The sequence below is a fragment of the Bacteroidales bacterium genome (assembly GCA_021648725.1).
In the GTDB taxonomy this organism is placed as follows: Bacteria; Bacteroidota; Bacteroidia; order Bacteroidales; family JAADGE01; genus JAADGE01.
This window is the reverse complement of sequence record JAKISF010000006.1, coordinates 25105-51538: the sequence shown is the minus strand read 5'-3', so window position 1 is coordinate 51538 and position 26434 is coordinate 25105. Positions and strand designations below refer to the sequence as shown.

The 26434-nt window shown below is 31.2% G+C and carries 40 protein-coding genes; 28 read left to right on the top strand and 12 right to left on the bottom strand.

The genetic code is table 11. The annotated features are described in order from the left end of the window. Positions 1–76: 76 nt before the first annotated feature. The 12 genes from L3J35_03680 (at position 77) to L3J35_03625 (ending at position 5810) form a co-directional block, all read left to right on the top strand. Complete coding sequence (locus L3J35_03680; GenBank protein ID MCF6365283.1) at positions 77–808, top strand: hypothetical protein; 732 nt, start codon at positions 77–79, stop codon at positions 806–808. Between the two features lie 2 nt (positions 809–810). Further along, positions 811–1242 (top strand): hypothetical protein, encoded by a 432-nt coding sequence (locus L3J35_03675; protein MCF6365282.1) that lies wholly within the window; start codon positions 811–813, stop codon positions 1240–1242. Further along, a complete protein-coding gene (locus L3J35_03670; GenBank protein MCF6365281.1) occupies positions 1239–1997 on the top strand; it encodes a hypothetical protein in 759 nt (252 codons plus the stop codon). The genes L3J35_03675 and L3J35_03670 overlap by 4 nt, the downstream gene beginning before the upstream one ends. Further along, entirely contained in the window at positions 1990–2151 is a 162-nt protein-coding gene (locus L3J35_03665) for a hypothetical protein (GenBank protein ID MCF6365280.1), read from the top strand. Before L3J35_03670 ends, L3J35_03665 begins: the two co-directional genes overlap by 8 nt. A 3-nt stretch (positions 2152–2154) precedes the next feature. After that, the gene (locus L3J35_03660) at positions 2155–2454 is read left to right on the top strand and encodes a hypothetical protein (GenBank protein ID MCF6365279.1); all 300 of its coding nucleotides are present in this window, start codon (positions 2155–2157) and stop codon (positions 2452–2454) included. Positions 2455–2530: 76 nt separating this feature from the next. Continuing rightward, positions 2531–3007 carry a hypothetical protein gene (locus L3J35_03655; protein MCF6365278.1) on the top strand — a complete coding sequence of 159 codons (477 nt, stop codon included), beginning with the start codon at positions 2531–2533 and terminating at the stop codon, positions 3005–3007. Continuing rightward, complete coding sequence (locus L3J35_03650; GenBank protein ID MCF6365277.1) at positions 3004–3528, top strand: M15 family metallopeptidase; 525 nt, start codon at positions 3004–3006, stop codon at positions 3526–3528. Before L3J35_03655 ends, L3J35_03650 begins: the two co-directional genes overlap by 4 nt. A gap of 10 nt (positions 3529–3538) precedes the next feature. Continuing rightward, the gene (locus L3J35_03645) at positions 3539–3901 is read left to right on the top strand and encodes a hypothetical protein (protein ID MCF6365276.1); all 363 of its coding nucleotides are present in this window, start codon (positions 3539–3541) and stop codon (positions 3899–3901) included. A gap of 10 nt (positions 3902–3911) precedes the next feature. Then, positions 3912–4598: a hypothetical protein gene (locus L3J35_03640; protein ID MCF6365275.1), complete on the top strand. Its 687-nt coding sequence runs from the start codon at positions 3912–3914 to the stop codon at positions 4596–4598. 16 nt (positions 4599–4614) lie between these two features. Then, positions 4615–5040: a hypothetical protein gene (locus L3J35_03635; GenBank protein ID MCF6365274.1), complete on the top strand. Its 426-nt coding sequence runs from the start codon at positions 4615–4617 to the stop codon at positions 5038–5040. A gap of 1 nt (position 5041) precedes the next feature. Next, positions 5042–5578 carry a type II toxin-antitoxin system HicA family toxin gene (locus L3J35_03630; protein MCF6365273.1) on the top strand — a complete coding sequence of 179 codons (537 nt, stop codon included), beginning with the start codon at positions 5042–5044 and terminating at the stop codon, positions 5576–5578. A 4-nt stretch (positions 5579–5582) separates the two neighbouring features. Continuing rightward, positions 5583–5810 carry a hypothetical protein gene (locus L3J35_03625; GenBank protein MCF6365272.1) on the top strand — a complete coding sequence of 76 codons (228 nt, stop codon included), beginning with the start codon at positions 5583–5585 and terminating at the stop codon, positions 5808–5810. A 57-nt stretch (positions 5811–5867) separates the two neighbouring features. Here the strand turns inward: L3J35_03625 and L3J35_03620 are convergent, their stop codons facing one another. Next, positions 5868–6224 carry a hypothetical protein gene (locus L3J35_03620; GenBank protein ID MCF6365271.1) on the bottom strand — a complete coding sequence of 119 codons (357 nt, stop codon included), beginning with the start codon at positions 6222–6224 and terminating at the stop codon, positions 5868–5870. Beyond that, positions 6221–6550 carry a helix-turn-helix domain-containing protein gene (locus tag L3J35_03615; protein ID MCF6365270.1) on the bottom strand — a complete coding sequence of 110 codons (330 nt, stop codon included), beginning with the start codon at positions 6548–6550 and terminating at the stop codon, positions 6221–6223. The genes L3J35_03620 and L3J35_03615 overlap by 4 nt, the downstream gene beginning before the upstream one ends. A 121-nt stretch (positions 6551–6671) precedes the next feature. Here L3J35_03615 and L3J35_03610 point away from each other — a divergent pair, with 121 nt between their 5' ends. Then, positions 6672–6956, top strand: a complete 285-nt coding sequence (locus tag L3J35_03610) for a hypothetical protein (GenBank protein ID MCF6365269.1) — start codon at positions 6672–6674, stop codon at positions 6954–6956. On the opposite strand, the gene L3J35_03605 is transcribed toward L3J35_03610, so the two are convergent. Continuing rightward, positions 6933–7163, bottom strand: coding sequence for a hypothetical protein (locus L3J35_03605; protein ID MCF6365268.1), 231 nt, complete (start codon positions 7161–7163; stop codon positions 6933–6935). The genes L3J35_03610 and L3J35_03605 overlap by 24 nt on opposite strands. Before the next feature lie 18 nt (positions 7164–7181). Between L3J35_03605 and L3J35_03600 the strand changes: the two genes are divergently transcribed. The 12 genes from L3J35_03600 (at position 7182) to L3J35_03545 (ending at position 12754) form a co-directional block, all read left to right on the top strand. Beyond that, positions 7182–7586: a hypothetical protein gene (locus L3J35_03600; protein MCF6365267.1), complete on the top strand. Its 405-nt coding sequence runs from the start codon at positions 7182–7184 to the stop codon at positions 7584–7586. 214 nt (positions 7587–7800) lie between these two features. Beyond that, positions 7801–8184 (top strand): hypothetical protein, encoded by a 384-nt coding sequence (locus L3J35_03595; protein ID MCF6365266.1) that lies wholly within the window; start codon positions 7801–7803, stop codon positions 8182–8184. After that, entirely contained in the window at positions 8177–8443 is a 267-nt protein-coding gene (locus tag L3J35_03590; GenBank protein ID MCF6365265.1) for a hypothetical protein, read from the top strand. Before L3J35_03595 ends, L3J35_03590 begins: the two co-directional genes overlap by 8 nt. Continuing rightward, positions 8434–8850, top strand: coding sequence for a hypothetical protein (locus L3J35_03585; GenBank protein MCF6365264.1), 417 nt, complete (start codon positions 8434–8436; stop codon positions 8848–8850). Before L3J35_03590 ends, L3J35_03585 begins: the two co-directional genes overlap by 10 nt. After that, on the top strand, positions 8837–9211 hold the full coding sequence (locus L3J35_03580) for a hypothetical protein (GenBank protein MCF6365263.1): 375 nt from the start codon (positions 8837–8839) through the stop codon (positions 9209–9211). Before L3J35_03585 ends, L3J35_03580 begins: the two co-directional genes overlap by 14 nt. Before the next feature lie 12 nt (positions 9212–9223). Further along, on the top strand, positions 9224–9484 hold the full coding sequence (locus L3J35_03575; GenBank protein MCF6365262.1) for a hypothetical protein: 261 nt from the start codon (positions 9224–9226) through the stop codon (positions 9482–9484). Positions 9485–9504: 20 nt separating this feature from the next. Continuing rightward, the gene (locus tag L3J35_03570) at positions 9505–9936 is read left to right on the top strand and encodes a hypothetical protein (protein MCF6365261.1); all 432 of its coding nucleotides are present in this window, start codon (positions 9505–9507) and stop codon (positions 9934–9936) included. 178 nt (positions 9937–10114) lie between these two features. Beyond that, the gene (locus tag L3J35_03565; protein MCF6365260.1) at positions 10115–11494 is read left to right on the top strand and encodes a hypothetical protein; all 1380 of its coding nucleotides are present in this window, start codon (positions 10115–10117) and stop codon (positions 11492–11494) included. Further along, the gene (locus L3J35_03560) at positions 11491–11736 is read left to right on the top strand and encodes a hypothetical protein (protein ID MCF6365259.1); all 246 of its coding nucleotides are present in this window, start codon (positions 11491–11493) and stop codon (positions 11734–11736) included. Before L3J35_03565 ends, L3J35_03560 begins: the two co-directional genes overlap by 4 nt. Continuing rightward, a complete protein-coding gene (locus L3J35_03555) occupies positions 11733–12182 on the top strand; it encodes a hypothetical protein (protein MCF6365258.1) in 450 nt (149 codons plus the stop codon). The genes L3J35_03560 and L3J35_03555 overlap by 4 nt, the downstream gene beginning before the upstream one ends. Next, positions 12179–12355, top strand: coding sequence for a hypothetical protein (locus L3J35_03550; protein MCF6365257.1), 177 nt, complete (start codon positions 12179–12181; stop codon positions 12353–12355). Before L3J35_03555 ends, L3J35_03550 begins: the two co-directional genes overlap by 4 nt. A 108-nt stretch (positions 12356–12463) precedes the next feature. Next, on the top strand, positions 12464–12754 hold the full coding sequence (locus L3J35_03545; protein ID MCF6365256.1) for a hypothetical protein: 291 nt from the start codon (positions 12464–12466) through the stop codon (positions 12752–12754). 332 nt (positions 12755–13086) lie between these two features. On the opposite strand, the gene L3J35_03540 is transcribed toward L3J35_03545, so the two are convergent. The 3 genes from L3J35_03540 to L3J35_03530 form a co-directional block, all read right to left on the bottom strand. Then, positions 13087–14640 (bottom strand): hypothetical protein, encoded by a 1554-nt coding sequence (locus L3J35_03540; GenBank protein ID MCF6365255.1) that lies wholly within the window; start codon positions 14638–14640, stop codon positions 13087–13089. A gap of 72 nt (positions 14641–14712) precedes the next feature. After that, positions 14713–17223, bottom strand: a complete 2511-nt coding sequence (gene gyrA / locus L3J35_03535) for a DNA gyrase subunit A (GenBank protein ID MCF6365254.1) — start codon at positions 17221–17223, stop codon at positions 14713–14715. A gap of 185 nt (positions 17224–17408) precedes the next feature. Then, complete coding sequence (locus L3J35_03530; GenBank protein MCF6365253.1) at positions 17409–17957, bottom strand: hypothetical protein; 549 nt, start codon at positions 17955–17957, stop codon at positions 17409–17411. 123 nt (positions 17958–18080) lie between these two features. Between L3J35_03530 and L3J35_03525 the strand changes: the two genes are divergently transcribed. After that, positions 18081–18332: a hypothetical protein gene (locus L3J35_03525; protein ID MCF6365252.1), complete on the top strand. Its 252-nt coding sequence runs from the start codon at positions 18081–18083 to the stop codon at positions 18330–18332. Between the two features lie 46 nt (positions 18333–18378). On the opposite strand, the gene L3J35_03520 is transcribed toward L3J35_03525, so the two are convergent. The 5 genes from L3J35_03520 to mce form a co-directional block, all read right to left on the bottom strand. Beyond that, complete coding sequence (locus L3J35_03520; GenBank protein ID MCF6365251.1) at positions 18379–19596, bottom strand: sodium ion-translocating decarboxylase subunit beta; 1218 nt, start codon at positions 19594–19596, stop codon at positions 18379–18381. 463 nt (positions 19597–20059) lie between these two features. Beyond that, entirely contained in the window at positions 20060–20476 is a 417-nt protein-coding gene (locus L3J35_03515) for a biotin/lipoyl-binding protein (protein ID MCF6365250.1), read from the bottom strand. Positions 20477–20487: 11 nt separating this feature from the next. After that, positions 20488–20817, bottom strand: a complete 330-nt coding sequence (locus L3J35_03510; GenBank protein MCF6365249.1) for an OadG family protein — start codon at positions 20815–20817, stop codon at positions 20488–20490. Positions 20818–20859: 42 nt separating this feature from the next. Further along, positions 20860–22419 (bottom strand): acyl-CoA carboxylase subunit beta, encoded by a 1560-nt coding sequence (locus tag L3J35_03505; GenBank protein ID MCF6365248.1) that lies wholly within the window; start codon positions 22417–22419, stop codon positions 20860–20862. Positions 22420–22459: 40 nt separating this feature from the next. Beyond that, the gene (mce, locus tag L3J35_03500) at positions 22460–22870 is read right to left on the bottom strand and encodes a methylmalonyl-CoA epimerase (protein ID MCF6365247.1); all 411 of its coding nucleotides are present in this window, start codon (positions 22868–22870) and stop codon (positions 22460–22462) included. 176 nt (positions 22871–23046) lie between these two features. On the opposite strand from mce, the gene L3J35_03495 reads away from it, so the two are divergent. Beyond that, on the top strand, positions 23047–24048 hold the full coding sequence (locus L3J35_03495) for an ornithine carbamoyltransferase (GenBank protein ID MCF6365246.1): 1002 nt from the start codon (positions 23047–23049) through the stop codon (positions 24046–24048). Positions 24049–24210: 162 nt separating this feature from the next. After that, positions 24211–24747, top strand: coding sequence for a hypothetical protein (locus tag L3J35_03490; GenBank protein ID MCF6365245.1), 537 nt, complete (start codon positions 24211–24213; stop codon positions 24745–24747). Here the strand turns inward: L3J35_03490 and L3J35_03485 are convergent. Next, complete coding sequence (locus tag L3J35_03485) at positions 24734–26347, bottom strand: mucoidy inhibitor MuiA family protein (protein MCF6365244.1); 1614 nt, start codon at positions 26345–26347, stop codon at positions 24734–24736. The genes L3J35_03490 and L3J35_03485 overlap by 14 nt on opposite strands. Positions 26348–26434 lie beyond the last annotated feature (87 nt).

The following is a 26434-nucleotide window of genomic DNA, read 5'->3' as shown; positions in this document are numbered from 1 at the left end:
ATATTTCATGTTTTTTTAAAAGCCGTCTGCAAATGCCGGCGGCTTTTTTAAAATTTAAACTCAAAATAAATTTCCGATGCAACAAAAAAAAGTTATAATCGACAGAAAACCGCCGATACCCATTCCTGAAGATGACGGCATTTTTTATCAAACAGTCTCAGTAAGTAATTTAAATAGTGGCTCAGTTCAGAGAATTAGAACTGACGGAAACTATAAATATTGTACAGGCATAGCGATTCAAACTGATAACGGTTATGCTTCTGACGGAATTATAGGAATAAAACAAAACGGAAATTTTGTTTTTGATAAACTGCCTATGTTGCATTTATTTTCTGATACAGTAGATAATGTTAACGGCACTTTTTTAAATGTAAATTTTGAAGCATTCGGTAAATTAGTTGAAATTTATTATGAAGATAACTCTGTTGGCAACTCCGGAGATCTTATTATTATTTTAAGATTAGAAAATAAAAAAAACGAAGTCAAAAATAAAAATTATGAAATTAATACTTTAAGCCTCAGTGCCGGACTTAATTCAGGAAGATTTTTATTTTCTTATAAAAAAAGAATAAAAAAGATTTCTTTTTATAAAATTAGCGGAGCCGGCGGTGTTGAGTATTTCTCCGTGAGAGACAGCAGCAGATTTTATTTTTCTAAAATGTATTGGTTTTTTATTTCTCGCTTAAACCTTTCTGATATAAATAATCGGTTTATACGGGCTGATATGCCTACCGATAATCTTTTATATGAATTTACTGTTGCCGGAGGTTCGGTAGATATTTTTGTTGTGTTTGAATATGAAGACTAAAAATGTACAAAACGCTTTTAAATAACGAAATTGAAAAATTAAAATCAAAAGGCATTCCGTATAATATTGAAAGCGGAAAATTTGATTTAGCCGATATGCAGGAAAAAGCATCCGGTAAGCCTTATATTGATTTAGAGAACTCAATTTTAATAGTAAAAAAAATAGTCTTTTACGGAGTGTTTAATGTTAGCCTGTGGAATGCTTCTACAACATTTTTACAACTTATTTCGGCATATCAAAATATTGATTATTCAAATCTTATTGAAGTTTCTCAAACAACGCCTTTCGTAACTGTTAAAAGTGAGTTTGCAAGCGTTCACGAAGTACGCTTTTTAATGAGATACAATTTAACAACATTTATTGAAAGCGACCCGGCAAATATTTTTAAAGCATCATTAGAATATATAAAAATTCATAAACTCGAACAAAAATGAATACACTCGAACAAATAATTGAAATTATAAAACTGAATAAAAAACCGTATATTTCTCTTAAACGAAAAGACGGTTTAAGTACGGTAAGCGTAGGATATTATAAGTGCGACAATTGTGATAAAGATGATAATATTGAAACTAAACTTGACAAAGCAATAAAGTGGTTTACTGATTATGTAAAATTATTTCCGCAAGGAACTGTTTTTTATATATATCTTAAAAGTTCTGAAAATGCAAACCAAAGCGGAATAATAGGAGCTTTTGAATTTATGAACGGAGAGCCTGAAAAGAACGAAGAAAACATTAACGGTTTAGGCGGCATTCCCGGTTATGATAATTTAAAGCAACTCGGATATATTCCGGAAGCCGAAGTAAAAGCAAAATTGCTTGAGAAAGAAATTGAGTTCCAAAGAGAGCTTAATAAAAGAGAAATTGAGGATTTAAAAAAAGATTTTACTGAGAAGTTAGAGCTTATTCAACAAACGGCTGCAAGTTGGTCGCCGGAACGCATAAGCGGACTTGCAAAAGAAATAGGGCTTGCTTTCAGAATGATAAGCGGCAAAGAAGTTGCCGAAACAACACTTGCAGGAGCAGATGATAAAGAGAAAGAAAAGCAAACCCCGGCAGACAATTTAAAAGTTGCATCTATTAACGAACTTGCCGAAATTCTTTACGAAAATGCAAGTTTAAAAGACATTGAGAACATAAAGAAAATAATTGCAAAACCTGAACAAAAACCCGAGCAAAATGGATAAAAAAGAATTATTAGAAGTTTTTGAGATGCTTGATATTGAAATATTACAAAACTTATTTTTGCTTTCAAAAACTTTTAAACCCGAAGAGCTAAATAAAATAACCGAAAAGGTTCAAGATAAAAGTACAAAACAGTTAATTTTAAAATACATATAAGTTATGGCAAATTCAAAATACAAATTACCGAAAAAGCCGAAGTTGAAAAAAATGCCGGCAAAACCAAAACAGCCGAAAAGCGGAATAAAAACCGATGCACAATTAAAAGCATTTGAAGCTCGTGTAAACGAGTGGCAAAAAAAATGCTCTGTAATCGGCAAAGAAAACAAAGCTTTATTGTCTGCATACAATAAAAAAGTTGCCGAAATTGAAAAACGCAAAAAAGCAGATGCAAAAGCAAAAAGCGACTTTAAAAAACGCATAGAAGCTGTTAAAAAGAAATTATCAACTTGTAGTGTTTAGTTTTTCATTAATCATTTTTTGTTCGAGTTTAAGGCATTGCATTTATTCAATGCGTGCCTTTTTTTAATTTTTAATTATGATACCTGTAAAAGCAATAGTAATAGGAGGTGCCGCATTAGGTTTATTTTCTTTTTTTAAAGGCAGACAATCTGTAACCGATGAAAATGATACAACGGAAGATGTCATTAAGGATGCAGAAAATGAAGTTGTTAAAAGTAAATTGTCTTATAATGACAGTTGGTATGCTATTAAGTCAGACCTTTTACAAAATGAACTTGTAAAAGCTTGGAGAAGCAATGATGCAATTAAGCGTTCTTTAGGCGTTCTTACGCAACTTAAAAATAAAAACGATTTTTTATACCTCATTAAAAAATTCGGTGTAAGAACCGGTTACGGCGTTTCTGTGGCATACAAAGAACCTTTGACAAAATGGCTTACTTATTTTCTTGATAATTCTTTTACATATAAATCAAAATCCGGCAAAAAATATAAAACAAACGGTTTAAAAGTTGCAAAATTTATTTTACAAAAAAGAGGGATTGACTTAATATGACAAACTTATTTTTCATTGCCGGCGGTTTATTATTATACACTTTGGTAAAATCTAAGAAAATGGATATTTCTGATACTTGGGATAAATATACAAATTTAAGAATTGCAAAATTGCATCCTAAAATACGTGATAAATTTAAAGCTGCAATTAACGAATGTGAGCGAAAAGGCATGAAAGTTCGGCTTGCATCCGGAACCCGATCTTTTGCCGAACAAACAAAAATATATGCACAAGGAAGAACTGAACCCGGGAAAGTAGTTACAAAAGCAAAAGCCGGGCAGTCATATCACAATTACGCACTTGCCGGCGATGTTGTTGAAATTAAAAACGGTAAAGCTCTTTGGAAAAATCCGAATTGGCATGAAATAGGAAAAATATTTGAAAGTCACGGTTTTACTTGGGGCGGTCGCTGGACACGGTTTAGAGATTTACCTCACATGCAAATGAATTTCGGCTTACATTGGAGCAAGCTTTTTAAAATATTCAAAGCTCAAAATTTCAAAGGATTTGTTAAAATTTAATTTTTTTTTAATGTATATATCGGCATCTTTCATATTATTACAATCAATTATAGACCCAACCGAAGCGGTTAACAGCATAAGCACAAATTACGGGTTACTCGGCAGCATGTTTATTTTGGTTTTAGCCCTACTCGTTTTTACTTTTATTTACATTCGTAAAGATACCAAAACTCAAATACAAACACTTAACGACAGATTAGATGCTGCCGAAAAAGAAACACTGCAATCACGAAATGAAGCAAAAGAAAGCCGAAAAGAATTTATGTTATATCTTCAAAACAAGAATGATATTTTTATAAACATAATTAAAGAATATGCAGACAGCAGAGACAAAAGCAGTTTGTTAATGGAAAAAATATTATTAAAGTCTTAAAATAAAAAATATGTCAACATTTACTAAACTTACAAACGGAAATGTAATATTTGAAGATGACAACGGTAACGAGCATAATTTCGGAAAAGATGTTTATGTAAAAGAGCAATCAGGCGATAACCTTATGTTAATACCTGAAAACTTAAAAAGTGCTTTTATTGTTGACTGGAATGATGTTACCGTTCCTGAGGCAGCAAGCAAACAAGACCTTTTTGACCAACTTACGCAAAACTTTTTTAAAGCAGACCAAAACGCTGCGTTACTCGCAACCGTAGATACTGTATTAAATGTTGTAAATGTCAAAGAGTATAATCCTCTTTTTAATCGCTATTCAGGAAGATTCCTTATTGCCTCAAGTGCTCAATTAGGAAGTGCAGACGGAGTTTATACGGACAAAGGAGACCCTATTGATACGAAAGGATATAAAAAATTATTTATAGGCGTTGTTCTCACTAAAAACAATTCAACCGGACATGAAATGAGAGTTTTATTTAACCTTGGTGGTATCAGTACTGTACAATATATAAAACCGACAGATGCCGAATATCATTTTGTATTAGGAGACGTATCTTTACCCGGAACCTTATACGAAGTAAATGTTGAAGGTGTTGACTTTGTACAGGTTCAAACACGAGTACTTACGCTAAGTGAGCCGCCGTATTCAATTATTGCACTTGAAGGCTCGCTCGAATGGTAACTAAAAACTTAAAAAAATGGAAACAAACTACTTTCTTTTAATAATTATTTATTTAACCGTAATTTTTAAAGCACTTGCAGACGGTTATAACTATAAATATAATGTAAGCCAAAACGAGCACGATAAAAGCTTTTTCGGCGTTGCATATCACATATTCGGAATATTAACAATCGGAATACCCATAACATCAATTCTTATTAAAGGTTTCGGCACTTTCGATTTTTTGTTTATAATTATTGCATTTGCTTTAATTTACTTCGGAATATTTGATTTTTTATATAATAAAATAACCGGACGTAATTCTTTATACATAGGAAAAACAGATATTTTTGATAAGATTATAGGAAAATTTATTAAAACCCCGAATGCTAAAATATTGCTGTTTGTGTTTCGTTGGGCTTGTTTTATTGCTGGAACCTCGTTAATCTTAGATTTTATTTAAAATGAACCTCAGCCGCATCATACTTTACGGAGCTTTATTTTTCGGAACAAAAGCCGTTTTAAAAAAACAGCCCGGCACACCATCGGCACCAAACGGCACCGGAAAAACAAATGATCCTTACACGCCCGAAGAACTTGCCGAGCTTAAAAAAGCATTTTGCACCGTTGATAAAAGCCCGCATTTAAAGCCGGTTATATTAAATTCTAAAGAACAATATATTTACGAAGAGCTTAAAAAACGAAATAATAATTTGTTTTCTTTTTGCGAATGTCGTAATATTGCAAAGCAAACCGAAACCGAGCTTAAAGGTTTAGAGGGGAAAAGCGGTTACCGTTGGAAAAAGCAAATGAGCGGAAAAGAGGTTATTGCTATGCTTAAAAAAAACGGTTGGGAACATGTTAAAACAAAAGGCGGCAGTCATCAAAAATTTGTAAAAAACGAAAAAAGTATTATTATTCCGGTTCACGGAAATAAACCGTTAAAGATAGGCACGTATAATGCTATAAAAGAAAAGGTTTCTGAAGTTGAAAAAAAATAGTCTTATGGTTTTTGAATTTAATGTATATAAAGAAAGTAAGGGATATTTTATTGTGAGTACCGAATATAACGGTTTATTCGGTTATTCTCCTACATATAAGGATATTTTAAAGAATGCAAAGGATATTGCCGGTCTTTTTGAGTTCGATTTTCCGAAAGGAAAAAACAATATTCCGGATTTGCCTTTTGTTAAAAAAATTAAGATTAAGTTAGATGTAAAAGAAACTGTATAATTTTATGCAGAGTGTCGATATTATAATAACAAACAGCCCGGCAAAATGTCGGGCTTTTTATTTCTTCTTTAAATCTTCAAGCGAGGGCATACCCTGCAACTGTTTAAACATTTTTGAGAAAACAAAAAAGTTAATAAGCGTAAGCCACGAAACTCCCTGAGCAATCCAAAATTTTAAGCCGTTCCAATACATAAACGAAATAACAATAAAAACAATCGGCAATATAAAACCGATTATTACACTAATTTTTTTTACTGAATTTGCCATAAGTTCAATGAATTTGTTTTTTGTAAAACTATTTTTACTAAGCAACAAACTTACGATAAAATTTAATCCGCTCCAAAACAGCATAAAAATTCCTATACCCGCAAATATTATATTGTTGTTTATATTTGTTATAAATTCTTTAGTCATTTTGTTTTTTTCAAAAGCTCAATAACCTTATCTTTTTCTTTCAGCAATTGCTTTAAATAAGATATTTCCTTTTCATATTCTGAATTGTGATTTTCGTAAACTGGGGGTTTTTCATTTATTTGGTCAATATAATTGTGACTTTCTTTAAAAAAAATACAAATATCAATTTTAAATAGTTCTGCAATACTTTCCAAATGGCTTACTCTAAAATCTCCGCTACGTCTAAGATTTATATATGTATTCTTTGTAATCCCCACCTTTTTACAAACTTCATCTATTGTAATTTTTTTAACCTTTCGTATATCTTCTATCTTGTTAGTATTCATCTTAATAAGATTTCATAACTGAAAATATTTACAAAAAGAAGTGAATATATTTGTTTTATTAAATGAATTGTTTAATCTTTGTAACACAAAATACATAAAACAAATTACAAAAACAAGACAAATGAACGAAAACAAGCCCAAAAGTAAAACAGAACTTACATTTAACGAGTATTGGAATCTCCAAAAAGAAAAAGGCTGGAAGTTTTTACGAGAGTTTAAAAAAGAATTGCTCGAAAGATTAGAGCTAAACAAGGAGGCAACGCTGAGAAGTAAGAAAAGAAAAAAATCTTTTTCCATGCCCGAAAAAAAAGAAATCGTAAATATAATTTCAGAACGTGAAGGAGTTGAAATTTTGTTAAAAAGCCTTTTTCCCGAACATGAGTTAGTCGGAGAAAATGAAATCTAAAAAACTTTGTGCCGACATTTCAAAGTTAAATGTTTCAGTATTAAAACTTTCTTTTAAATAATTGTCAACATCGTTTTGCAGGTCTGAAATTTCATCAAGCATATCAATTCTGTTTTCATGCTGTTTCAAGACTTCCGAAAAACCAACATAAAGCCCTTTTAAGTGTACATCATTTTTAAATTTTTGTAATAAATCTGAATTAATCATAACTATAAATTTTAAAAAATGAATTCAAATATAACAAACTATTCCGAATGTGAGATTATCAACCCGACCTTGCTAACCTTAATACTTCCGGCAAAACAAGTTCACACCGATGAAGACATAAAAGAAAAACTTTTATTTGATTTTTTTGAAACCTTAAAAAAAGAGCAAAACATACATGCCGTAATGTGGAAAAGTCACAAAAACGACAAAGGCAATATTATTTTTCACGTCCTTATAAATAAATTTATACACTATAACATTTTACGCAATATGTGGAATGCCGTAATTAATAAACATCCTTTTTGGTATGTTCTCAAAAGCGGAAGGGAAACCCCAAACAGTACCGACATACAGGCGGCTAATATTTGCGATTTTAAGTTGAAACCTTTTTTTGAAAGACCGAACCCCTTTATAGAGTCTTAAATAATTGAAAATTTCGGCAATGCAATGATAATTTCTTTAACCATGACTAAACGATTTGAAATATTAGACAATATGAACCGTAAAAACTTTTTTACGTCAATTCAAAAAATTAAGGAATCAAAAACACATGAAATTTATAAAATAAAATATCCGCTCGTTGTGGTTAAAAATAAGATAACATTTCACAAATCATACATAACCTTAAATGAAAAAAATGAATTTTAATATTTGGAAGTCAATAATATTATTAATAGGAATTGCCGCTGCATTTTCCCTTTGGAAAAACAATTTTAAAAACGGCGGTTCTCTGAGCCGAAACGAATTTCGAGATTATAAAAAAGAATTCAGAGCCGAAATTGATACTTTAAACTTTAAACTCGACAGAAACAGCTTTAAAATTGACACTCTTCTGAGCAACGACAAAATTCAAAACCTCAATATTGACAGCCTTAAAATTGGTAATCAAACAATCCTGTACAACCTCGACAGCTTAAAAAAAGGACAAATAATTATTTACCGAAAACTAAGCGACCTTAAAGAAGATAAAGCCGAGGACAAAAAATTTATTAACAAACTTAAAAATTGGTTTTATGAGTAACACACAAACAAAACCCGCCGGAGCCTTCACGCTGAACCGAAACAACGAAATAACAGACGCATTGCCCGAGCTTAAAAAGCTTCACAAAACAAGTAACAATACAACGGCAATTTATAAAACGGTAGAGGACTATTTATTTTTAACAGGAACCGAACTTAACCGGCTCTACAAAATTGAAAAAGAACACAAAGCTTTAAAAAAAATATTGCAACAAAAAAGAGAACTCGAACGAAAACTAAACGCAGAAACATGGACTTAAAAAAAATCTTTAATGACAGATATGCACATGCAAGCTTTGATTATATGGAAACCCTGAGTATGTTATTTGAAAGAATCCATACATATAGTTTTTTTAACAAGCACTATAAAATATCTGTTCACGCCGAAAAATCCGAAAATCAGAAATATAAGTTTTTTGTTGAAAACAAAAAGGACTTCAGGCAAACACTAAAAATTAAAAGAATATTAGGCTTTAATTCAATAACAATTTTAAGCCCGGTAAACGAACCTACTACAGACGACACAGCGGAAGTTGTAAGAGCTATAGGCAAAATAAAGCAATTGCACCGCTTTTTATTTGAAATACGAAAAATGCCGTTTGAAGTTGCAAAAAAACAATATTCTCCGGAAGGAACTCAACTAAGCATTGAACATGAGCAACTATAATCACAGATATAAAGACAAAAGAACATCTGAATTTTTGGTTTTATTATTAGAATCTCACAACCTGTTATCCTTACTTTTTAATGTTAATATTCAGGTAAAAGAATATCCGGAAGACAAAGAGCTTAAAAAATGGAAACTTGAAATTTTTAACGAATTAAAGAGGCTCAACTCTAAAACGCAAAGCTATATTAGTGAGCATATTGAACTTTCTGAGACTATAGAAAACTCTATTTTTATTCCGCAATACTTAAAAATAGACACAGGACTTTTTACCGGATATATGAACTCTTTAAAATTACGATTAGATGTTTTAAAACAGCAGCGATTAATCCTGTTTGAAAAACTGAATGTATTAGCATAATAAGACAATAATATGACAAAAGAAACGAACAATGTTTTTATAATAAATCCTAAAACAAACGAGACTATTTATATAGTCCCTAAAATTAAAGGAGCTTTTCAGTACTCTCTTCCTTCTCTGCACGCTGCACACGGAATATTAGTTACTCAAAACGCTGATGATATTAAGATTTTACAACTAAAAGCCGTTGATTGTCAAATAAGCATTTTACAAAAAATGCGAAAAGCTATTATTAACTTTTATGAAAAAGAAAGTCAAACAGAACTTTTTTAAACTTTAAACCCCGATACAAAATGAAAAAAGTATTATTAATAAGCGTACACGGCAAATACTGTGAAATGTACAAAAAAGGCGAGAAAGATATTGAGGTGCGTAAAAACAGACCGAAACAACCCTTTAATAACACAGTTTACGTTTATAACACCCAAACACAACAAATAGAAATTAAAGCCGAGCTCGATTGTGTTTTAAACATAGAAACAAAGGCTTTAAGAAACGCAACATTAAACGGCACCGGATTAAGCTCAAAAGAGCTTATAAGCTATTCAGCTCAAAAAAACGCATTATTTTATCTTCTTTTTAACAAGGTTTACAAAATTAAACGCCCTATAAAACTAAATGTAATGAGAAAATTAAACATTACACCGCCGCAAAGCTATATGTATATTGACGAAAACATCCTGTTACAAGCCTTAACGCCTAAACAACAAATATTGCAATTCTGAAGCTGACACCTATTGGTTTATCTTCAATCCCATAACTCAGCAAGGTATAATAGTAGAAATATGAGCAAAGAACTGTATTTATTAATAAAAGCTAAGATTTATGAAGAAGTAAAAAACCGTTTTTAATTTTCTTATAAAAATTGAAAACATTAAAAAGCAAAAAAACAGCTCCGAACAAATGAAAATATTCAACTACATACTAATAATTATTATTTACATGTCCGCAGATTTTGTAAAAATACCCTCTTATTCTTTATCTCCCGATAAAATTACATTATATGAGCGTGTAGAGTGGTTAAGTTTTTCGGAAAAACAGTTAGAAAGCTTTAAAAATCTTGAAAACAGAGAGAAAAAATATAATGATTTATCCGATAATGCAAGAAAAAGATTACTTCGGGCTGTTAATAATATGATTTATTTAGCCAAAACAAAAGAAATAACAGGAGCAAAAAAAGTAAGTAAGCAAATTGCAGATAATGAAATACTTATACAAAAAGAGGGTAGGGGGCATAAAGCAAAAAGCGTAAAATATAAACTTACATTCATCACTTTAACTCTGTCATCTACGCAAGTTCACACCGATAAAGAAATAACAAAGAGTTTGCTCGGCGGTTTTTTAGACAGTCTCCGCCGAAAATGGAAAGTTGATCAATATATTTGGAAAGCTGAAAAACAAGAAAATGGTAATATTCATTATCACATACTTACAAATAAATTTATTCACTGGAAAGAAATAAGAGAGGTTTGGAACCGAATACAAAATAAACCCGGTTTTAATTATGTTGACAGGTATTCCGAAAAAATGCGTAAGTATTTTAAAAAAGGATTTAAGCCTTTTCCTAACGACAAAAGAAGTGAAGCTAAACAGCGAGAAGCGTATGAAATAAACAAAAAAAACAACTGGACCAACCCAAACAGTACCGACATTCACGCACTGTATAAAGTAAAAAATATTGCAGGTTACATCGTTAAATATGTTGCAAAAGGTGTAACAAAAACAAAACGTACAGAAAGAATTGACGAGTTACTAAATAATATTGAAGACCGAAAAAATCTAATTTCTCACTTATCAGAAGACACCGTAATTTATGATTATTCAGACACACAAGAAATTTTAGAAAAAGAAAGATTAAAAGATTACAGGAACCGGTTAAACGCAGAATTAAAACAATGGCAAACTGAATTAAAAGAACTCAAAGAAAAAGGAGTTACAGGCAGAATTTGGGGACAGAGTCAAATTTTAAGCAAAATTAAGCCCTATTCAGATGTTGAGAGTTTTAATGATATTCCTGAAATAAAAAAAGTAGATAAGATTGCAAGATTTAAACATGAGTTTGAAATTTCGGCAAATAACATAATTACAACAATGTATTTTGATATAACAAAAACGCCGCATTTAAAGCAGTTGCTTGATAATCATATATATAATTGTATTACAAACACAAGCGAAGAGTTAAATTTTGACAGCTTAGAGCAAAATTTTGAAAACAGTATAACAAATGAACATCTTCCGCCGGCAAAAAAAATAAACTTACAAACAGAAATTTTCACGACATGAAGTTATTTAAACGAAATAAGTCGGTAACAATAGATTTAACAAATGTTTTCATTAAAGAATTTGAAAGCAGAAGGAGTTTTTTTAAAGTAATATTTTTCGGAAATATTAAAATAAAGAACAAATTAAAGAAAAACTTATTGATTAAGTTAACTGAAACTGAAACTGTTATATATGGATTTGCAGATGCTTTTACAATTGAAAGTTTTATAAATGTAGTAAATAAGATATTAAAAACCCAATGATTTTCAAACCTGAACATAATGATATTGTATTGAATTTTTATCGTGCAAAAGCGTATAAGTTTGATAAAGACAATATGCAGCATTGGAAAGATTTAAGCCGATGCCGTTATGCTACATTTCAGGAAAGAGAAAGATTTTTAAAACTAAATAAAGAAATTGCACATATAAACGAGGTTTTAGATTTAACCGTCAGAAATAGGAGTAAGTGGGATAAAAAGGATGTTCCTGAGCTAACTTTTAATTTAAGTGAAAGAGTTCACGGCGAGTTTATAAAGTTAGCAAATAAGCTGAATATATATAGTTACGAAAGTTTGATAAGCGAGCTTTTTCAAATAGCATCCGGGAAAGTCTATTTTAAAAGTGATACAGAGCTTGAAGAAAAAATTATTGAACAAAAGAGAATATTACGAATGTTTAAAAATGAACTTGAAAAGATTGAATTATGAAAACAATAAAATTAAAATTTAGAGGCGTTAAATTTATTAATACGTTACAAGACAAATATACAACTACATTTACGGTAATTCCGACTTTTGGTTATTTATACAGTATGTTTGAATTTATTATAGTTATTCAATTTTTATTTTTTGTTTTTAAGGTTGGTTTTGAAAAAGTATAACGGTAAAATTATATGAATAGTGGCGACTTTCACGCACTAAATTTAATGGTTAAAACACTGCCTTAGCCATTATTTATATAAAGTGTTGGCAGTAGTTAATTTAAAATTATGGGTTTTCAAGATTTAAAGAAAAAAATTCAAAGCAAATTTCCAATAAAAAGAGAAATTGAAAATACAAATAGTAATACTTTTTTTAGAGGAGAATTGTTTAAAAAAGAGTATTACAATGATTATTGCTATGTTAAATTACGTAAGGGATATTGTGAATTATCATTTTTCCAGTCCGATAACAGACAATTTGAAAAAATAGAAGATGATTATCTTGACTTTGCAATTAATTTTAAAATTAAAGAGGAGGATTATCCCAAAGCAGAAAAAATGATTGATTGGTTTGTGTAATTACTGCCAACACAAAGATAAACGGCGTTTTAATGCCGTTTAATCGACTGTTATATGCTTGTTTTGATAAATTCATTGAAAAACAACTACTTACTATTTAACATAATAAAAATGAAAATTAAAAAATACAGAGCTAATTCAGTAATAGCATACGGTTTGTATGTTTTGATTTTGAAAAAAAAACGAGGATTTATATTATGTTTGATATTTAACCATAAAAAAATATCGTTAAATATCTGGTTTTAAATCAATTATAATATTTGTCTCATAATTAATATTATGTTAAATAGAGCAGGCATAATAAAAGGAGCAATTAACTGCTCCTTTTATTATTAATTTATATCAGACTCTTCTGTTTGAAGGTTGTCTAATAATTTTTCTACTCTTTCTCTATTTTCATAATCATGCAATTTAAAATAAATTTGTTTAAGAACAGTAAGAGCATCTCTGTCGTTAGGATTGATTTTGTGAGCAACTTCGTATTTCTCAGCTGCTTTCTTTAAATACGTTTTTGAAATATCTTCCAATTCTTTATTTTTAGAAAAGTTTTTTGTTATATAAACTTTCAAAATATATTCAGCATATTCATGGTAACGGTCTGCACGTTTCACAAATATTCTGCCTATATTATATGCGGCATTAAAGAAATCAGGTTTTATTTTAAGTGCTTCTTTGTACAGATTCTCGGCTTCTTGTAAATCATTTTCAATTTGTTTAAAAACAACAGTAGCTTTATCTAATTCAGCATCACGTAATTTTTGTGCAGCAGCTTTTTTCGAAGGATTGTTACGCTCGCGGAAAGCTTCTTTTTTATATTCAATTGCTTTATCCATATATTTATGGTATTCTTTGAGCAAATCGTCAGTTCTGTTATCAAAAATGGCAGCTTTCGCAGAATAATATGAAGCATTTTCAGGATTCTTATTAATTGCGATATTAATATATTCTATTGCTTCTTTGGTTTCATTTCTTAGCATATAATAATTAATCAAATCAATAATTAGCTGTTCTTCTTCAGGGTATGCCTCAAATCCTTTCTTAACGGTTTTTATATACATTGAACTGTCACCTGCTTTTGCGTAACATTCAGCTGAATAGTGATAAGGATTACCTTCTCCGTATTTTTTTGAAATACAAGACTCAAAAATTGATTTTGCAATATCGTATTTTTGATTGTTATATGCAATAACTCCTTTAAAGTATTCTACTTGGTTAATATTGAAAATTGTGTCATTAGATTTTTTAGGTAATTTCGATAATTCATATCCTAACGACATTAGTTCAAAAGCTTTATCAAGTTTAGCTTTGCCTTCATCGGTTAATTTGTTATTATTTGCTGCAAAATTTTTACTGTAAGCAGTATAATATGTAATAGCATCATTAATGATTGTATTTTTAACAAGCATTACCTTCTCTTTTGTACTTGTTTTATCTTTTAAAGTTCCTTTAGTGTCGAGTTCAACAGCTTTCAACAAAGCTTTTCCGCTTTTAGATAATGCATTTTTATCTATAAACTCTGTTTGCTCCCAACTGTCTAACAGCCCGTTTTTAAAAATTAATTTTTTTCTGTTATAAACCCAAATTTCATTATCCCCGTTTGTCATAATTTTACCGGGTTTACCGACTAATAATTCAGCATTATTAAAGTCTTTACTCTTTGCCGGCATTCCTTGGTACAAACCTCCTATAACAAAAGTATGTATATTAAAATATAAATCTGATCTTTTAATCCAAGTTTTTGGATTTGTGCTTTTTTTTGCATTTGTGATGTCCGAATCACTTTTTTCTTTTTGCTTTTTAAGCCCGTCCCAAGTTACAACGGCTTCTTGGGCATTTACCGCACCAAAAAAGAAAATCAGCAAAATAAAAATTGATAGTTTTTTCATGTTTCTTAATTTATTATAATTTATTATGTAATAATACAAATAACCTGCCGGCTAAAAGACTTAGTATTTTAATTATTCATTATTATTTTCATCAATTTCAATATTATCGGAAATATCTTCTTCTATAACTTCGCTTCTCTCAACTTTTGCAACTGATGCAATACTGTCGCCTTCTTTTAATTTAATTAATCTTACTCCTTGTGTTGCTCTTCCGGCAACTCTTATGGTATCGACATTTAACCTTATAGTAATTCCTGATTTATTAATAATCATTAAATCATCATCATCGGTAACACTTTTCAAAGCAATCAGTTGCCCGGTTTTTTCAGTAATATTTATTGTTTTCACACCTTTCCCGCCTCTTTTCGTTATTCTGTATGCTTCAAGAAGGGAACGCTTACCGTATCCGTGCTCCGAAACAACGAGAATATTTTCTGTATTATTGTCTTCAAGTTCTTCAACACAAATTAATCCTACAACTTCGTCTTTATCTTTGTCAATTCTGATACCTCGAACACCGGATGCTCCCCTGCCCATGCTCCTTACATCGGTTTCTTTAAAACGAACAGCTTTTCCGTTTCTTGCAGCAAGCATTATATCATTATTACCGTTTGTCATTTTTGCAGACATTAAGGTATCTCCTTCTCTAATTGTAATTGCTTTAATACCGTTTGTACGCGGTCGCGAGAATGCTTCTAATGAAGTTTTCTTAATTTGACCGTGTTTAGTTGCAAAAATAATATTGTGAGTATTAAGATATTCTTCATCTTTTAAGGTTGTAACTTTCATATATGCAGTTACTCTATCATCAGGTTCTATTCTCATCATATTTTGAATTGCCCTGCCTTTTGATGTTTTACTTCCTTCCGGAATTTCATACACTTTAAGCCAAAAACATTTTCCTTTTTCAGTAAAGAATAACATCCAATTATGCATAGTTGCAACATACATATGTCTTAAGAAATCTGCATCTCTTGTTGTACTGCCTTTTGAGCCTTTGCCGCCTCTGTGCTGAGTCTTAAACTCTTTTAAATCAGTCCGTTTGATATATCCTAAATTAGAAATCGTAATTAAAACTTCGTCGTCTGCATAGAAATCTTCCGGATTAAATTCAGCTGATGAATATACTATCTCAGTTCTTCTCTCATCACCAAATTTTTCCCTTACTTCAATTAATTCATCTTTAATAATTTGCATTTGAAGTTCAATACTTGCAAGAATTTTTTTCAAGTGTTTGATTAAATCCATTATTTCTGCATATTCTGCACGCAATTTATCTTGTTCAAGACCGGTTAATTGTCTTAAACGCATTTCGATAATTGCACGTGACTGAATATCTGAAAGGTTGAATCGTTCAATGAGTTTTTCTCTTGCTTCATCAGGACTTTTTGCTGCTCTTATTATTTTAATTACCTCATCAATATTATCAGAAGCAATTATCAATCCTTCAAGAATATGAGCTCTTTCTTCAGCCTTTTTAAGTTCAAATTTTGTTCTTCTGACGATAACTTCATGTCTGTGTTCAACAAAATTTGATATCAAACCTCTTAAATCAAGTAATTGCGGTCTCCCTTTTACTAATGCAATATTATTAACGCTGAAAGAAGTTTGTAAAGCTGTGTATTTATAAAGTTTATTTAAAACAACATCAGCAATGGCATCTCTTTTCAAATCAAAAACAATACGCATTCCGTTTCTGTCGGATTCATCATTGGCGTATGAGATGCCGTCAATTTTTTTATGATTAACTAATTCTCCGACTTTCTCAACGAGATTTGCTTTATTAACTTGATAAGGAATCTCAGTAATAATAATTTTTTGTTTACCGGTCGCTGTAGTTTCAATATGTGATTTTGCACGCATCACTATCCTACCCTTTCCTGTTTTGTATGCATCTATAACTCCCTGATATCCATATATAGTAGCTCCGGTAGGAAAATCAGGGGCTTTAATTATATTGATAAGGTCATCTATTTCAATATCGTTATTGTCAATATAAGCAATAATGGCACTAATCGTATCTGTTAAGTTATGGGGAGCCATATTTGTTGCCATACCGACAGCAATGCCTGATGCACCGTTTACCAACAAGTTAGGTATTCTTGTAGGTAAAACTGTAGGTTCTTCAATTGTATCATCAAAATTCAACTGAAAATCAACGGTATCTTTGTCAATATCAGTAATTGATGCTTCTGCAATTTTTCTTAATCTTGCTTCCGTATAACGCATTGCAGCCGGGCTGTCGCCGTCAACAGAGCCGAAGTTTCCTTGACCGTCAACCAGCATATACCTTAATGACCATTCTTGAGCCATTCTTACCATAGCAAAATATACTGAACTGTCTCCGTGAGGGTGATATTTACCTAACACCTCTCCTACTATTCTGGCAGATTTTTTATGTGCTTTGTGTGAATATAATCCCAGTTCTTTCATTCCGAATAAAACTCTTCTGTGAACGGGTTTTAATCCGTCTCTTACATCCGGTAAAGCACGAGAAACAATAACAGACATTGAATAATCAATGTATGCTGTTTTCATTTCAGTCTCAATATTAACAGGGATTATTCTTGAATTCTCTTCCATATTATCTTTATTCTTTTAATCAATATCCTAAAAATATAAGTCTTTTTTTAAGAAACGGCTAAAATAGATAATATTTTGTGAATAATATTTATTTTTTTAACAAACTTATTAACTATATTTTGTTAAAAACTAAACATAGTTCAGTATATAAAAAAACAGTATATTTTACTTCAAATTAAAATGTTTTATTTTAAAGCAAAACTGAAAATGAAGTTGTCAATTTCTTCATCGGTCGGCATTCTGTCAGTCCTTAATATTGCTATTTGGAATAATACGTTATTGACCAAGTAATCAATTACTGTGCTATAATAATTGCCCGTATCAACAGCTTCAAAATAAATACCTTCGTGTGAATTTATTGATACTTTCCTTGAATTTATGACTTCTAAATTAAGATTAGAACAAAAACCTCCCTTAGTACTTTCAAGCAAATCATTTGTATTTGAAGCAGCAATATATTTTTCGGGAAATGCTGAAATTGCAACCATATATATTTCATCAGATGATTTTTCATACATATAAGTTGTCATATTAATTGTTCCTAATGCTGTTTCGACAGGTGTTTCTGTTTTTGAAGGAGTTACACCGAAAAAATTAATTTTAAAATCAGGATCATCATTAAAATAGTTTATATCATTAGATTTTCCGGTTGCAGAGCCGGGTATTTTGGGAATCTGGGCATGAGCTGTTATAAAAAAAAGGATGCTTATTACTATACTTATTGCAGTTTTCATATTTTTCTTGTTTTATGGTTAACTTCAGTTGCCTGAAAATAATTTGTTTATCAAATTTAGTTAATATTTACAAATGTTACAAATTAATTTAAAAATATTTTCTAATTTTAAAAAATAATAAATATGATAAACAGTGATTGTACATTTAACGGTAAAAATTTATATGGTAAAGTGCAGATTGTAGATTCATTCGGAGATTTTAAAATAGAAGTTGTAGATTCGTTTCCGGATATTAAAGTTCAAAAAGTTGATTCTTTTGCAGATGAATGCGGAAAATGGGAAATAGTTGACTCGTTTGCAGATTTTACCGTTGAAATTGTTGATTCTTTCGGAGATTTTAAAGTTCAGTTTGTTGATTCTTTTCTCGGATTGTAAAAGAAATTTTGCCGAAGTTTTTTCACTTCGGCAAAATTTAGATTTTTTACATCAAGAAACTTAGTAAGATACCTGCAGCAATTGCAGAACCGATAACACCGGAAACATTCGGTGCCATCGCATGCATAAGTAAATGATTATTAGGGTCTTCTTTTAAACCTTCTAATTGTACGACTCTTGCACTGTCGGGAACTGCCGAAACTCCTGCTGCACCAATCATCGGGTTTATCGGATTATCTTTCGGTGACAGCCAATTCATTATTTTTGCAAAAATTACACCACCGGCCGTTGCTACCATAAAAGAAGCAGCACCCAGCACAAAAATTAACATTGAACTTTTGGTTAAAAAAACATCCGCTTGTGTTGATGCTCCTACGGTAACTCCGAGTAAAATCGTAATAATATCAATTAATGAAGTTCTTGCCGTATCAGCCAAACGTTTTGTAACTCCGCTTTCTTTTAATAAGTTTCCGAAAAATAACATTCCTAACAAAGGCAATGATGTAGGAGATAAAAATGCTGTTAAAAGCAAACCGACAATCGGAAAAAATATTTTTTCTGTTTTTGTAACAGCTCTCGGCGGTTTCATTTTAATTTTTCGTTCTTTTTTTGTTGTAAGAAGTTTAATTATAGGCGGTTGAATAACAGGAACTAATGCCATATATGAATATGCCGCAATTGCAATAGGACCGATTAAGTTTTTAACTGTTGTTCCGTCTGGCAATAAGTTCATTCCGTTAGCAAGCTTCGATGAAATAAAAATTGCAGTAGGTCCGTCGGCACCGCCGATTATGCCTATTGCACCAGCTTCGGGAGGAGCAAAGCCAAGATATAAAGCACCGAGGAATGTTACAAAAATACCGATTTGTGCAGCAGCTCCCAATAACATTAATCTGGGACTTGAAATTAACGAAGAAAAATCTGTCATTGCACCTATTCCGAGAAAAATAAGAGGAGGATACCAACCCTGTGTTACTCCGGAATACAAGATGTTAAGAACACTTCCCGGCTCGTATATTCCGAGTTTTAAATTAAAATCTGCAACTTGAAACATCGGGATATTTCCTATAAGAATGCCGACACCTATCGGAATTAACAATAAAGGTTCGTATTCATATTTTATTGCAAGAAATATAAACAGTAAACCTGCTAAAATCATTAACAAATGTCCCCATTGAACATTTGCAAACCCCGAAAATTCTATAAAGTTAAAAATACCGGCAATGCTTTCGGGATAGTTTTGATATTTAAAACCGTCGGACATTATTAAAATACCGTTTTTTATTATTCCTGCTCTTTTGTTTAGTGTAATTGTTTCGTATTCACTTATATATGAATTTGAATTACTGTTCGGATCTGTATTTTTGTACAGATGTACTAAATCTTTCGGATTAAAAGACAAAAACAGTTTTTCATCCGATATTTGCCATTTTCCTGAGTATTTTTGTTTTGCAGAATCTAAGGTAAAAGTTCCGTCTTTGTCAAAGCTGAATGTTTTATACCGCTCAACTTCAAAATCACTTTCGTTAGAAACCTTGTAACCGCCTGATTTGTTAATCCATTTTCCGCTGACTAAAATATTTTCAATTTCAGGCAATTTTTTTTGTTTAATTTTGTCGGGCGTTTTACCTTGAATAAATAATTTTGAAATGCCGAATAACAGTACAAAAACGGCTATTAATGTTAAAGCTTTTTTCATTTTTTCTTTAATTATAATAAATTATTATTTATTCAATTTCCATCAAAATATCATTTTGCAAAACAGCATCACCTTCGACAACCATTATTGATTTTATTTTTCCGCCGGTTTCTGCTTGAATATTGTTTTCCATTTTCATTGCTTCCATTATTAATAAAATATCTCCGGCATTAACTTCATCTCCGACTTTCACTTTCATTTTAAATATTGTCCCCGGCAAGGGTGCTTTTACTAACTTTCCAGCTTTACTTTTAATATTTGCATCTTCTTTTTTAGTATGGACTTTTGCACGTACTAATTTAGGTGTTTTTGTTGCAGCAATTTCTTTTTCAATTTCCACTTTATAAATTGTTCCGTTAACTTCAATATCAACAATGTTATTTTCGAAATTGTTAATTGTTGCTTCGTATTTATTTCCTCTTATTTTAAATTTGAATTTTTTCATTTTCGTATTTTTTATCTTTGAAAAGTGTGTATTGAATGAACTCTTGAGCTCCAAGGGGAATAGTCTTTTTTTACTTTCTTTATTGTCATTTTTGCACTTTCCTCGTCATGCAATTGGTTGAGATACAAATAAATAGCCGTTGCTATCACAGCGTTTTCTTGTCCTGTAATGAATTCGGGATATTCGTCAAAACAATCTTCGCAATCTTTTTTTTTCAGTTTTATTCTGATGTGTAACTTTAATAATTTCGGAATATTTGCAAATACAAAATATAATACAACGAGTGTAGTAAAAACAATGACATAACCGACTATTGCAATTGTAAAATTTGATGTGTCCATTTTTTTATTTTAATGCTTTAATGAAATAATAATTAAATATTACTACAACGGAATATTTGAATGTTTTTTCGGAGGATTAGTTAACCTCTTATTTTCTAATGTTTTAAATGCTCGGATAATTCTGAAACGTGTATTTCTCGGTTCAATAACATCATCAATAAAACCGTATTGTGCGGCAACATAGGGATTTGCAAATTTTTCTTTATATTCATTTTCTTTTTCCAGAATATATTTTTCTTTTTCTTCTTCGTTTTCCATACTTCTGATTTTTTTTCCTTCGAGAATTTCAACTGCTCCCGAAGCACCCATAACTGCGATTTCTGCGGAGGGCCAAGCGTAATTAATATCTCCTCTTAATTGTTTGCTGCTCATAACGTCATGTGCTCCGCCGTATGATTTTCTTAAAGTAATCGTAACTTTAGGAACTGTTGCTTCACCGTATGCAAATAAAAGTTTTGCACCGTGAATAATAATTCCGCCGTATTCCTGAGCACTTCCGGGAAGGAAACCGGGAACATCAACAAGAGTAAGAAGCGGAACATTGAAACTGTCGCAAAATCTAACGAAGCGAGCTGCTTTTTTAGATGCTTCAATATCGAGAACACCGGCAAGGAAGTTAGGTTGATTAGCAACAACACCGACAGGACGACCGTCTAATTTAATGAAACCTACTACAATATTTTTTGCATAATGTCGGTGAAATTCTAAAAATTCGGCAGAATCTGCAATTGTATAAATAATATCTTTTACATTATAAGGTTGGTTAGGGTTTTCTGGAATTATTTCATTTAAGATGTCATCTTTTCTGTCAATAGGATCTTTACATTCTGTTTGAACAGGATCTTCAAGATTATTTTGAGGTAAATATTCTAATATTTTTCTAATCAGCATTATGCCTTCGTCTTCATCATCTGCTCTGAAATGAGCAACTCCTGATTTTGTAGCGTGAACCGTTGCTCCTCCGAGGTCTTCGGTAGAAATATCTTCACCGGTTACGGTTTTTGCTACTTTGGGTCCGGTAACAAACATATAGCTTGTTTTATTACTCATAATTACAACATCAGTTAATGCAGGAGAATAAACAGCTCCTCCTGCACAAGGTCCGAAAATGGCAGATATTTGAGGAATTACGCCTGAAGCCATTATATTTCTTTGAAAAATTTCGGCATAACCGGCAAGGCTCATTACACCTTCTTGAATACGAGCACCGCCGCTATCGTTTACACCGATAACAGGGGCACCTACTTTCATTGCCTGATCCATTAGTTTACATATTTTTTGAGCATATGTTTCAGATAATGAGCCTCCGAAAACAGTAAAATCTTGTGCAAAAATATAAACGATTCTGCCGTCAATTGTTCCGTGACCGGTTACAACACCGTCTCCGAGATACTGTTCTTTTTCTAAACCGAAGTCTTTGCATCTGTGTTTTACGAACATATCGAATTCTTCAAAACTGTCTTCATCTAATATCATATCAATACGTTCCCTTGCAGTATATTTCCCTTGATTGTGTTGTTTCTCAATACGCTTTACACCGCCGCCGAGACGTGCTTCTTCACGCATGTTTATTAATTTCTGTATTTCTTCTTGACGAGACATCTTTTATATTTATTAATTGATTAATTTAAATTGACTATTTTTATTTTTCTCCTTTTTCGCAAAATTCGGTTAAAACTCCCATTGTGAATTTAGGATGTAAAAACCCGATATTTAAACCTTCGGCTCCTTTTCTTTTTTCTTTATCAATAAGTTTAATGCCCTTATTTTGAGCCTCTTGTAATGATTTATTAACATCGTTTGTTGCGAATGCAATATGGTGTATTCCCTGCCCTTTTTTTGCTATGAATTTTGCAACGGGGCTTTCATCGGAAGTAGGTTCAAGGAGTTCAATTTTTGTTTGACCTATCATAAAAAAAGCTGTTTTTACTTTTTGGTCTTTAATTTCTTCTATTGCATAGCATTTCAATCCCAGAACATCTTCATAATATTTTTTTGCTTCTTCAATATTGTTTACGGCAATTCCGATGTGTTCAATGTGTGTTAAGTTCATAATTATTATTTAATTATAATTGTGCAAAATTTTAAAATATCTATGTTCTTCTGTGTGATAAAAATCATTACTATTTATTTTTTTTAACATAAAATAAAAATGTATAAAGTGATATTTGAATGTAAAGATAAAATTCTACATTTGCAACAAAGAAAATTAACTAAAAAATTTATAAAATGGCATACAATTTAAGAAACAGGAACTTCCTTAAACTTTTAGATTTCAGTCCGAAGGAGATTAATTTTTTATTAAAACTTTCATTAGACTTGAAAGCTGCAAAATATGCAGGTACAGAGCAACAAACATTAAAAGGGAAAAATATTGCTTTAATTTTTGAAAAAGCATCAACCAGAACAAGATGTGCTTTTGAGGTTGCTGCATACGACCAAGGTGCAAATGTTACTTACTTGGGTCCTTCGGGTTCGCAAATAGGCAAAAAAGAAAGTATGAAAGATACAGCACGTGTTCTCGGAAGAATGTATGACGGAATTGAGTACAGAGGTTTTGCTCAAACAACTGTTCAAGATTTAGGCGATTATGCAGGAGTTCCGGTTTGGAACGGTTTAACCAATGAATTTCATCCGACACAAATTCTTGCAGATTTTATGACTATGATTGAACATAGTGATAAGCCTTTAAATAAAGTTAAATTTGCTTATATGGGCGATGCTCGAAACAATATGGGCAACTCCTTAATGGTGGGTGCCGCTAAAATGGGAATGGATGTTCGTATGGTTGCACCGAAATCTGTTCAGCCTGAGGATAAGTTAGTTGCACAATGTAATGAAATTGCAAAAGAAACCGGTGCGAAAATTATGGTGACAGATAATGTTGAAAAAGGTGTGAAGGATGTTGATTTTATTTATACCGATGTATGGGTATCGATGGGAGAACCGGAAGAAGTTTGGAAAGAAAGAATTGAACTTTTAAAACCTTACCAAGTTAATACCGAAGTAATGGAAATGACCGGTAATAAAAATACCAAATTTATGCATTGTTTACCTGCATTTCATAACAGGGAAACTACTGTGGGTGAAGAGATTTATCAAAAATACGGATTAACCGGAATGGAAGTGACAGAAGAAGTGTTTGAATCTGAGGCATCAATAGTATTCGATGAAGCTGAAAATCGCTTACATACTATAAAAGCTGTAATGGTTGCAACATTAGGAGCTTAGTAAAAATAATTCTGCAATGATTGAATGCTATAATGCTTAAATTAGAACGCACTTATTTATTAAAGCATTTAATTCATTGCAGCATTTATACATTTTATGTACCTATAATTTCAATAAAGAAATACATTCTACTTATTAAATTGATACAGCAAATTCAATAGTATGATAATCGGTATCGGCAGCTGCAGTAATTCCGGAAAGTCTGCATTGGCAGAAAAACTGAGAAAACATTACACAGACCTTAAAGTTAAAGTGTTATGTCAAGATGATTTTGTATATCGTCGTGATTATTTAACCACTATTAATGAGCATGTTAACTGGGAAATTCCTTCAACAATCAGAATTAATGAATTTATTGCAGCCGTTAAAGAAGCTGATACACAAAATGATTTAGTGATTTGTGAAGGTTTATTTGCTTTTTGGTTTGATGAATTGAATGCTTTGTATAACAAACATATCTTTTTAGAAATTGATAAAGCTACTTTCTTTCAACGCAAAAAAATCGATATACGTTGGGGAAAAGAACCGGGTTGGTATATTGAACATATTTGGCAAAGTTATTTACGATACGGGCAAATTAATTTACCGAAAACAAATACTTTGTTCTTAGATGCTGTAAAAGAGATTGATATTTTGGAAGTTGTCAGGTTTATTAATAATCATTTTAACTATAAAACAATAAGCTTTAAAGCCCCGTAACATTCATATTCCTCGGATATTCAACCGTAAATTTTAATTTATTTACAGTTTCTTCATTTGATTTTATAGTCATATTTCTCTCTACAATTCCTTGTTTGCTTATTTTCAGACTGTCGGTTTCTTCTTTATATTTCGGACTTATTAATTTTACTTCAATATTATCATCATTTGAAACAGGAATATGCTGTAATAACTTGATTTTTTCATCTGTTTTTTTAGCATTTTTAATAATTGTTTCAAAATCAAAAGTTTTCTTTTGTTTTTTATTGAATATACCTTCATCTTTGTTAAATGCAGGTATAATTTTATGTTCCGTTTTAATTCCTTCATCAATACCAAGTGAAACATGAAATTTTTCTTCGGGCTGAACACTTTTTAAATTTGTTTCGGTAACAAAACTGTTATCGAAAAATATATTAGCATCTCCGGGCAGAAACACATAATCGGATTTGTTTGTAATTTCTGCTTCAAGATAGGCAAAAGTTGATAATTTCGGTACTATTGTATATTCAAAATCAGCATCAAATTCCATTACTCCTATTGCTGTTTTATGATTATCTCCATTGCTTAAAACAGTAGATTTGCCTGCTATTGAATATGTAGTGGAAGTTGCTTTTTCTTCGATATGAATATTCGGTTTTATCATTGGTTTGGGCTTTTCTATCATACCGGCTAATACTTCTTCTCCTTCAAAGTCATCAAAAGCCATTGCTTCTTTCATAGCCATTGCTGATTTTGAAAGCATTCTCTCTCTTCCTTTCTTTTGATGCTTTGCCGGCGGCGGAGCCGGAACATATTTTGCTACATACCAAGGTGATAAAACCGGAACCGTCCCTCCTATTTGTACTTGTGCAGTAGAAATTGTTAAATCAATATTCTCCCAATCTTCCTCTGTTTGTTGAGTGATTACAGCATTATATTCAACCAGTATTTTCTTATTTTCAGATGAAACTCGTAAATTATATGCAGGTTGCCATGAAGGACCGTAAACAATATATGTTAATGCTAATGCAATTTTTGAAGTTTCTTCTGCAACAATCAATACATCAACAACTTTCTTGGTTTTTCCTTCATTTATGCCAAGTTTTGAAATTTCTTTGTTAATTTTATTTAACTTGCCTTTTTGTTCTGTTAAATGCTTATTCGCATCACGAATTTCTTTGTCGGATGAATCTAATTTTGTGCGATAAAATTCTACCATTTTCATCCAATTTTCCGGATTCAACTCCATTGTCCTTTCTTGAGATTCACCGGTAATTTTCACGACAATGTTTTCCATGAATTGTTTCTCTTTTTCAGCATGAGCTATTTGGTCTGAAATTTCTTGAATCGCAAATTGAACTTGAACAGCATCATTATAAAGTTTTTTCTTTTTTTCGTCCTGTACTTCTTCGTAATAAACATCTTTGTATTTTATCTCTTTTAAAAGAACTTTACCCAAACCGTTAACCTGAATACTTTTTTCCTCAATTGATTCAGGTAAATTTTCAAATCTAAAAATATGTTCTCCTTTCGTTGTATCTGTTTCTGCAATTCTTGTAACTTGTGCTCTGTCATTAAAAACAGTAACTTTCGTGATTTTTGAATTGAGTATATTCATTTTTTTAAGTTAAAATGTAAAAAATTGGTTAAAAAGTAAAAGTATTAATTCGGAGTTTGTAAAAAAAACAAATTTATAAGAAACATT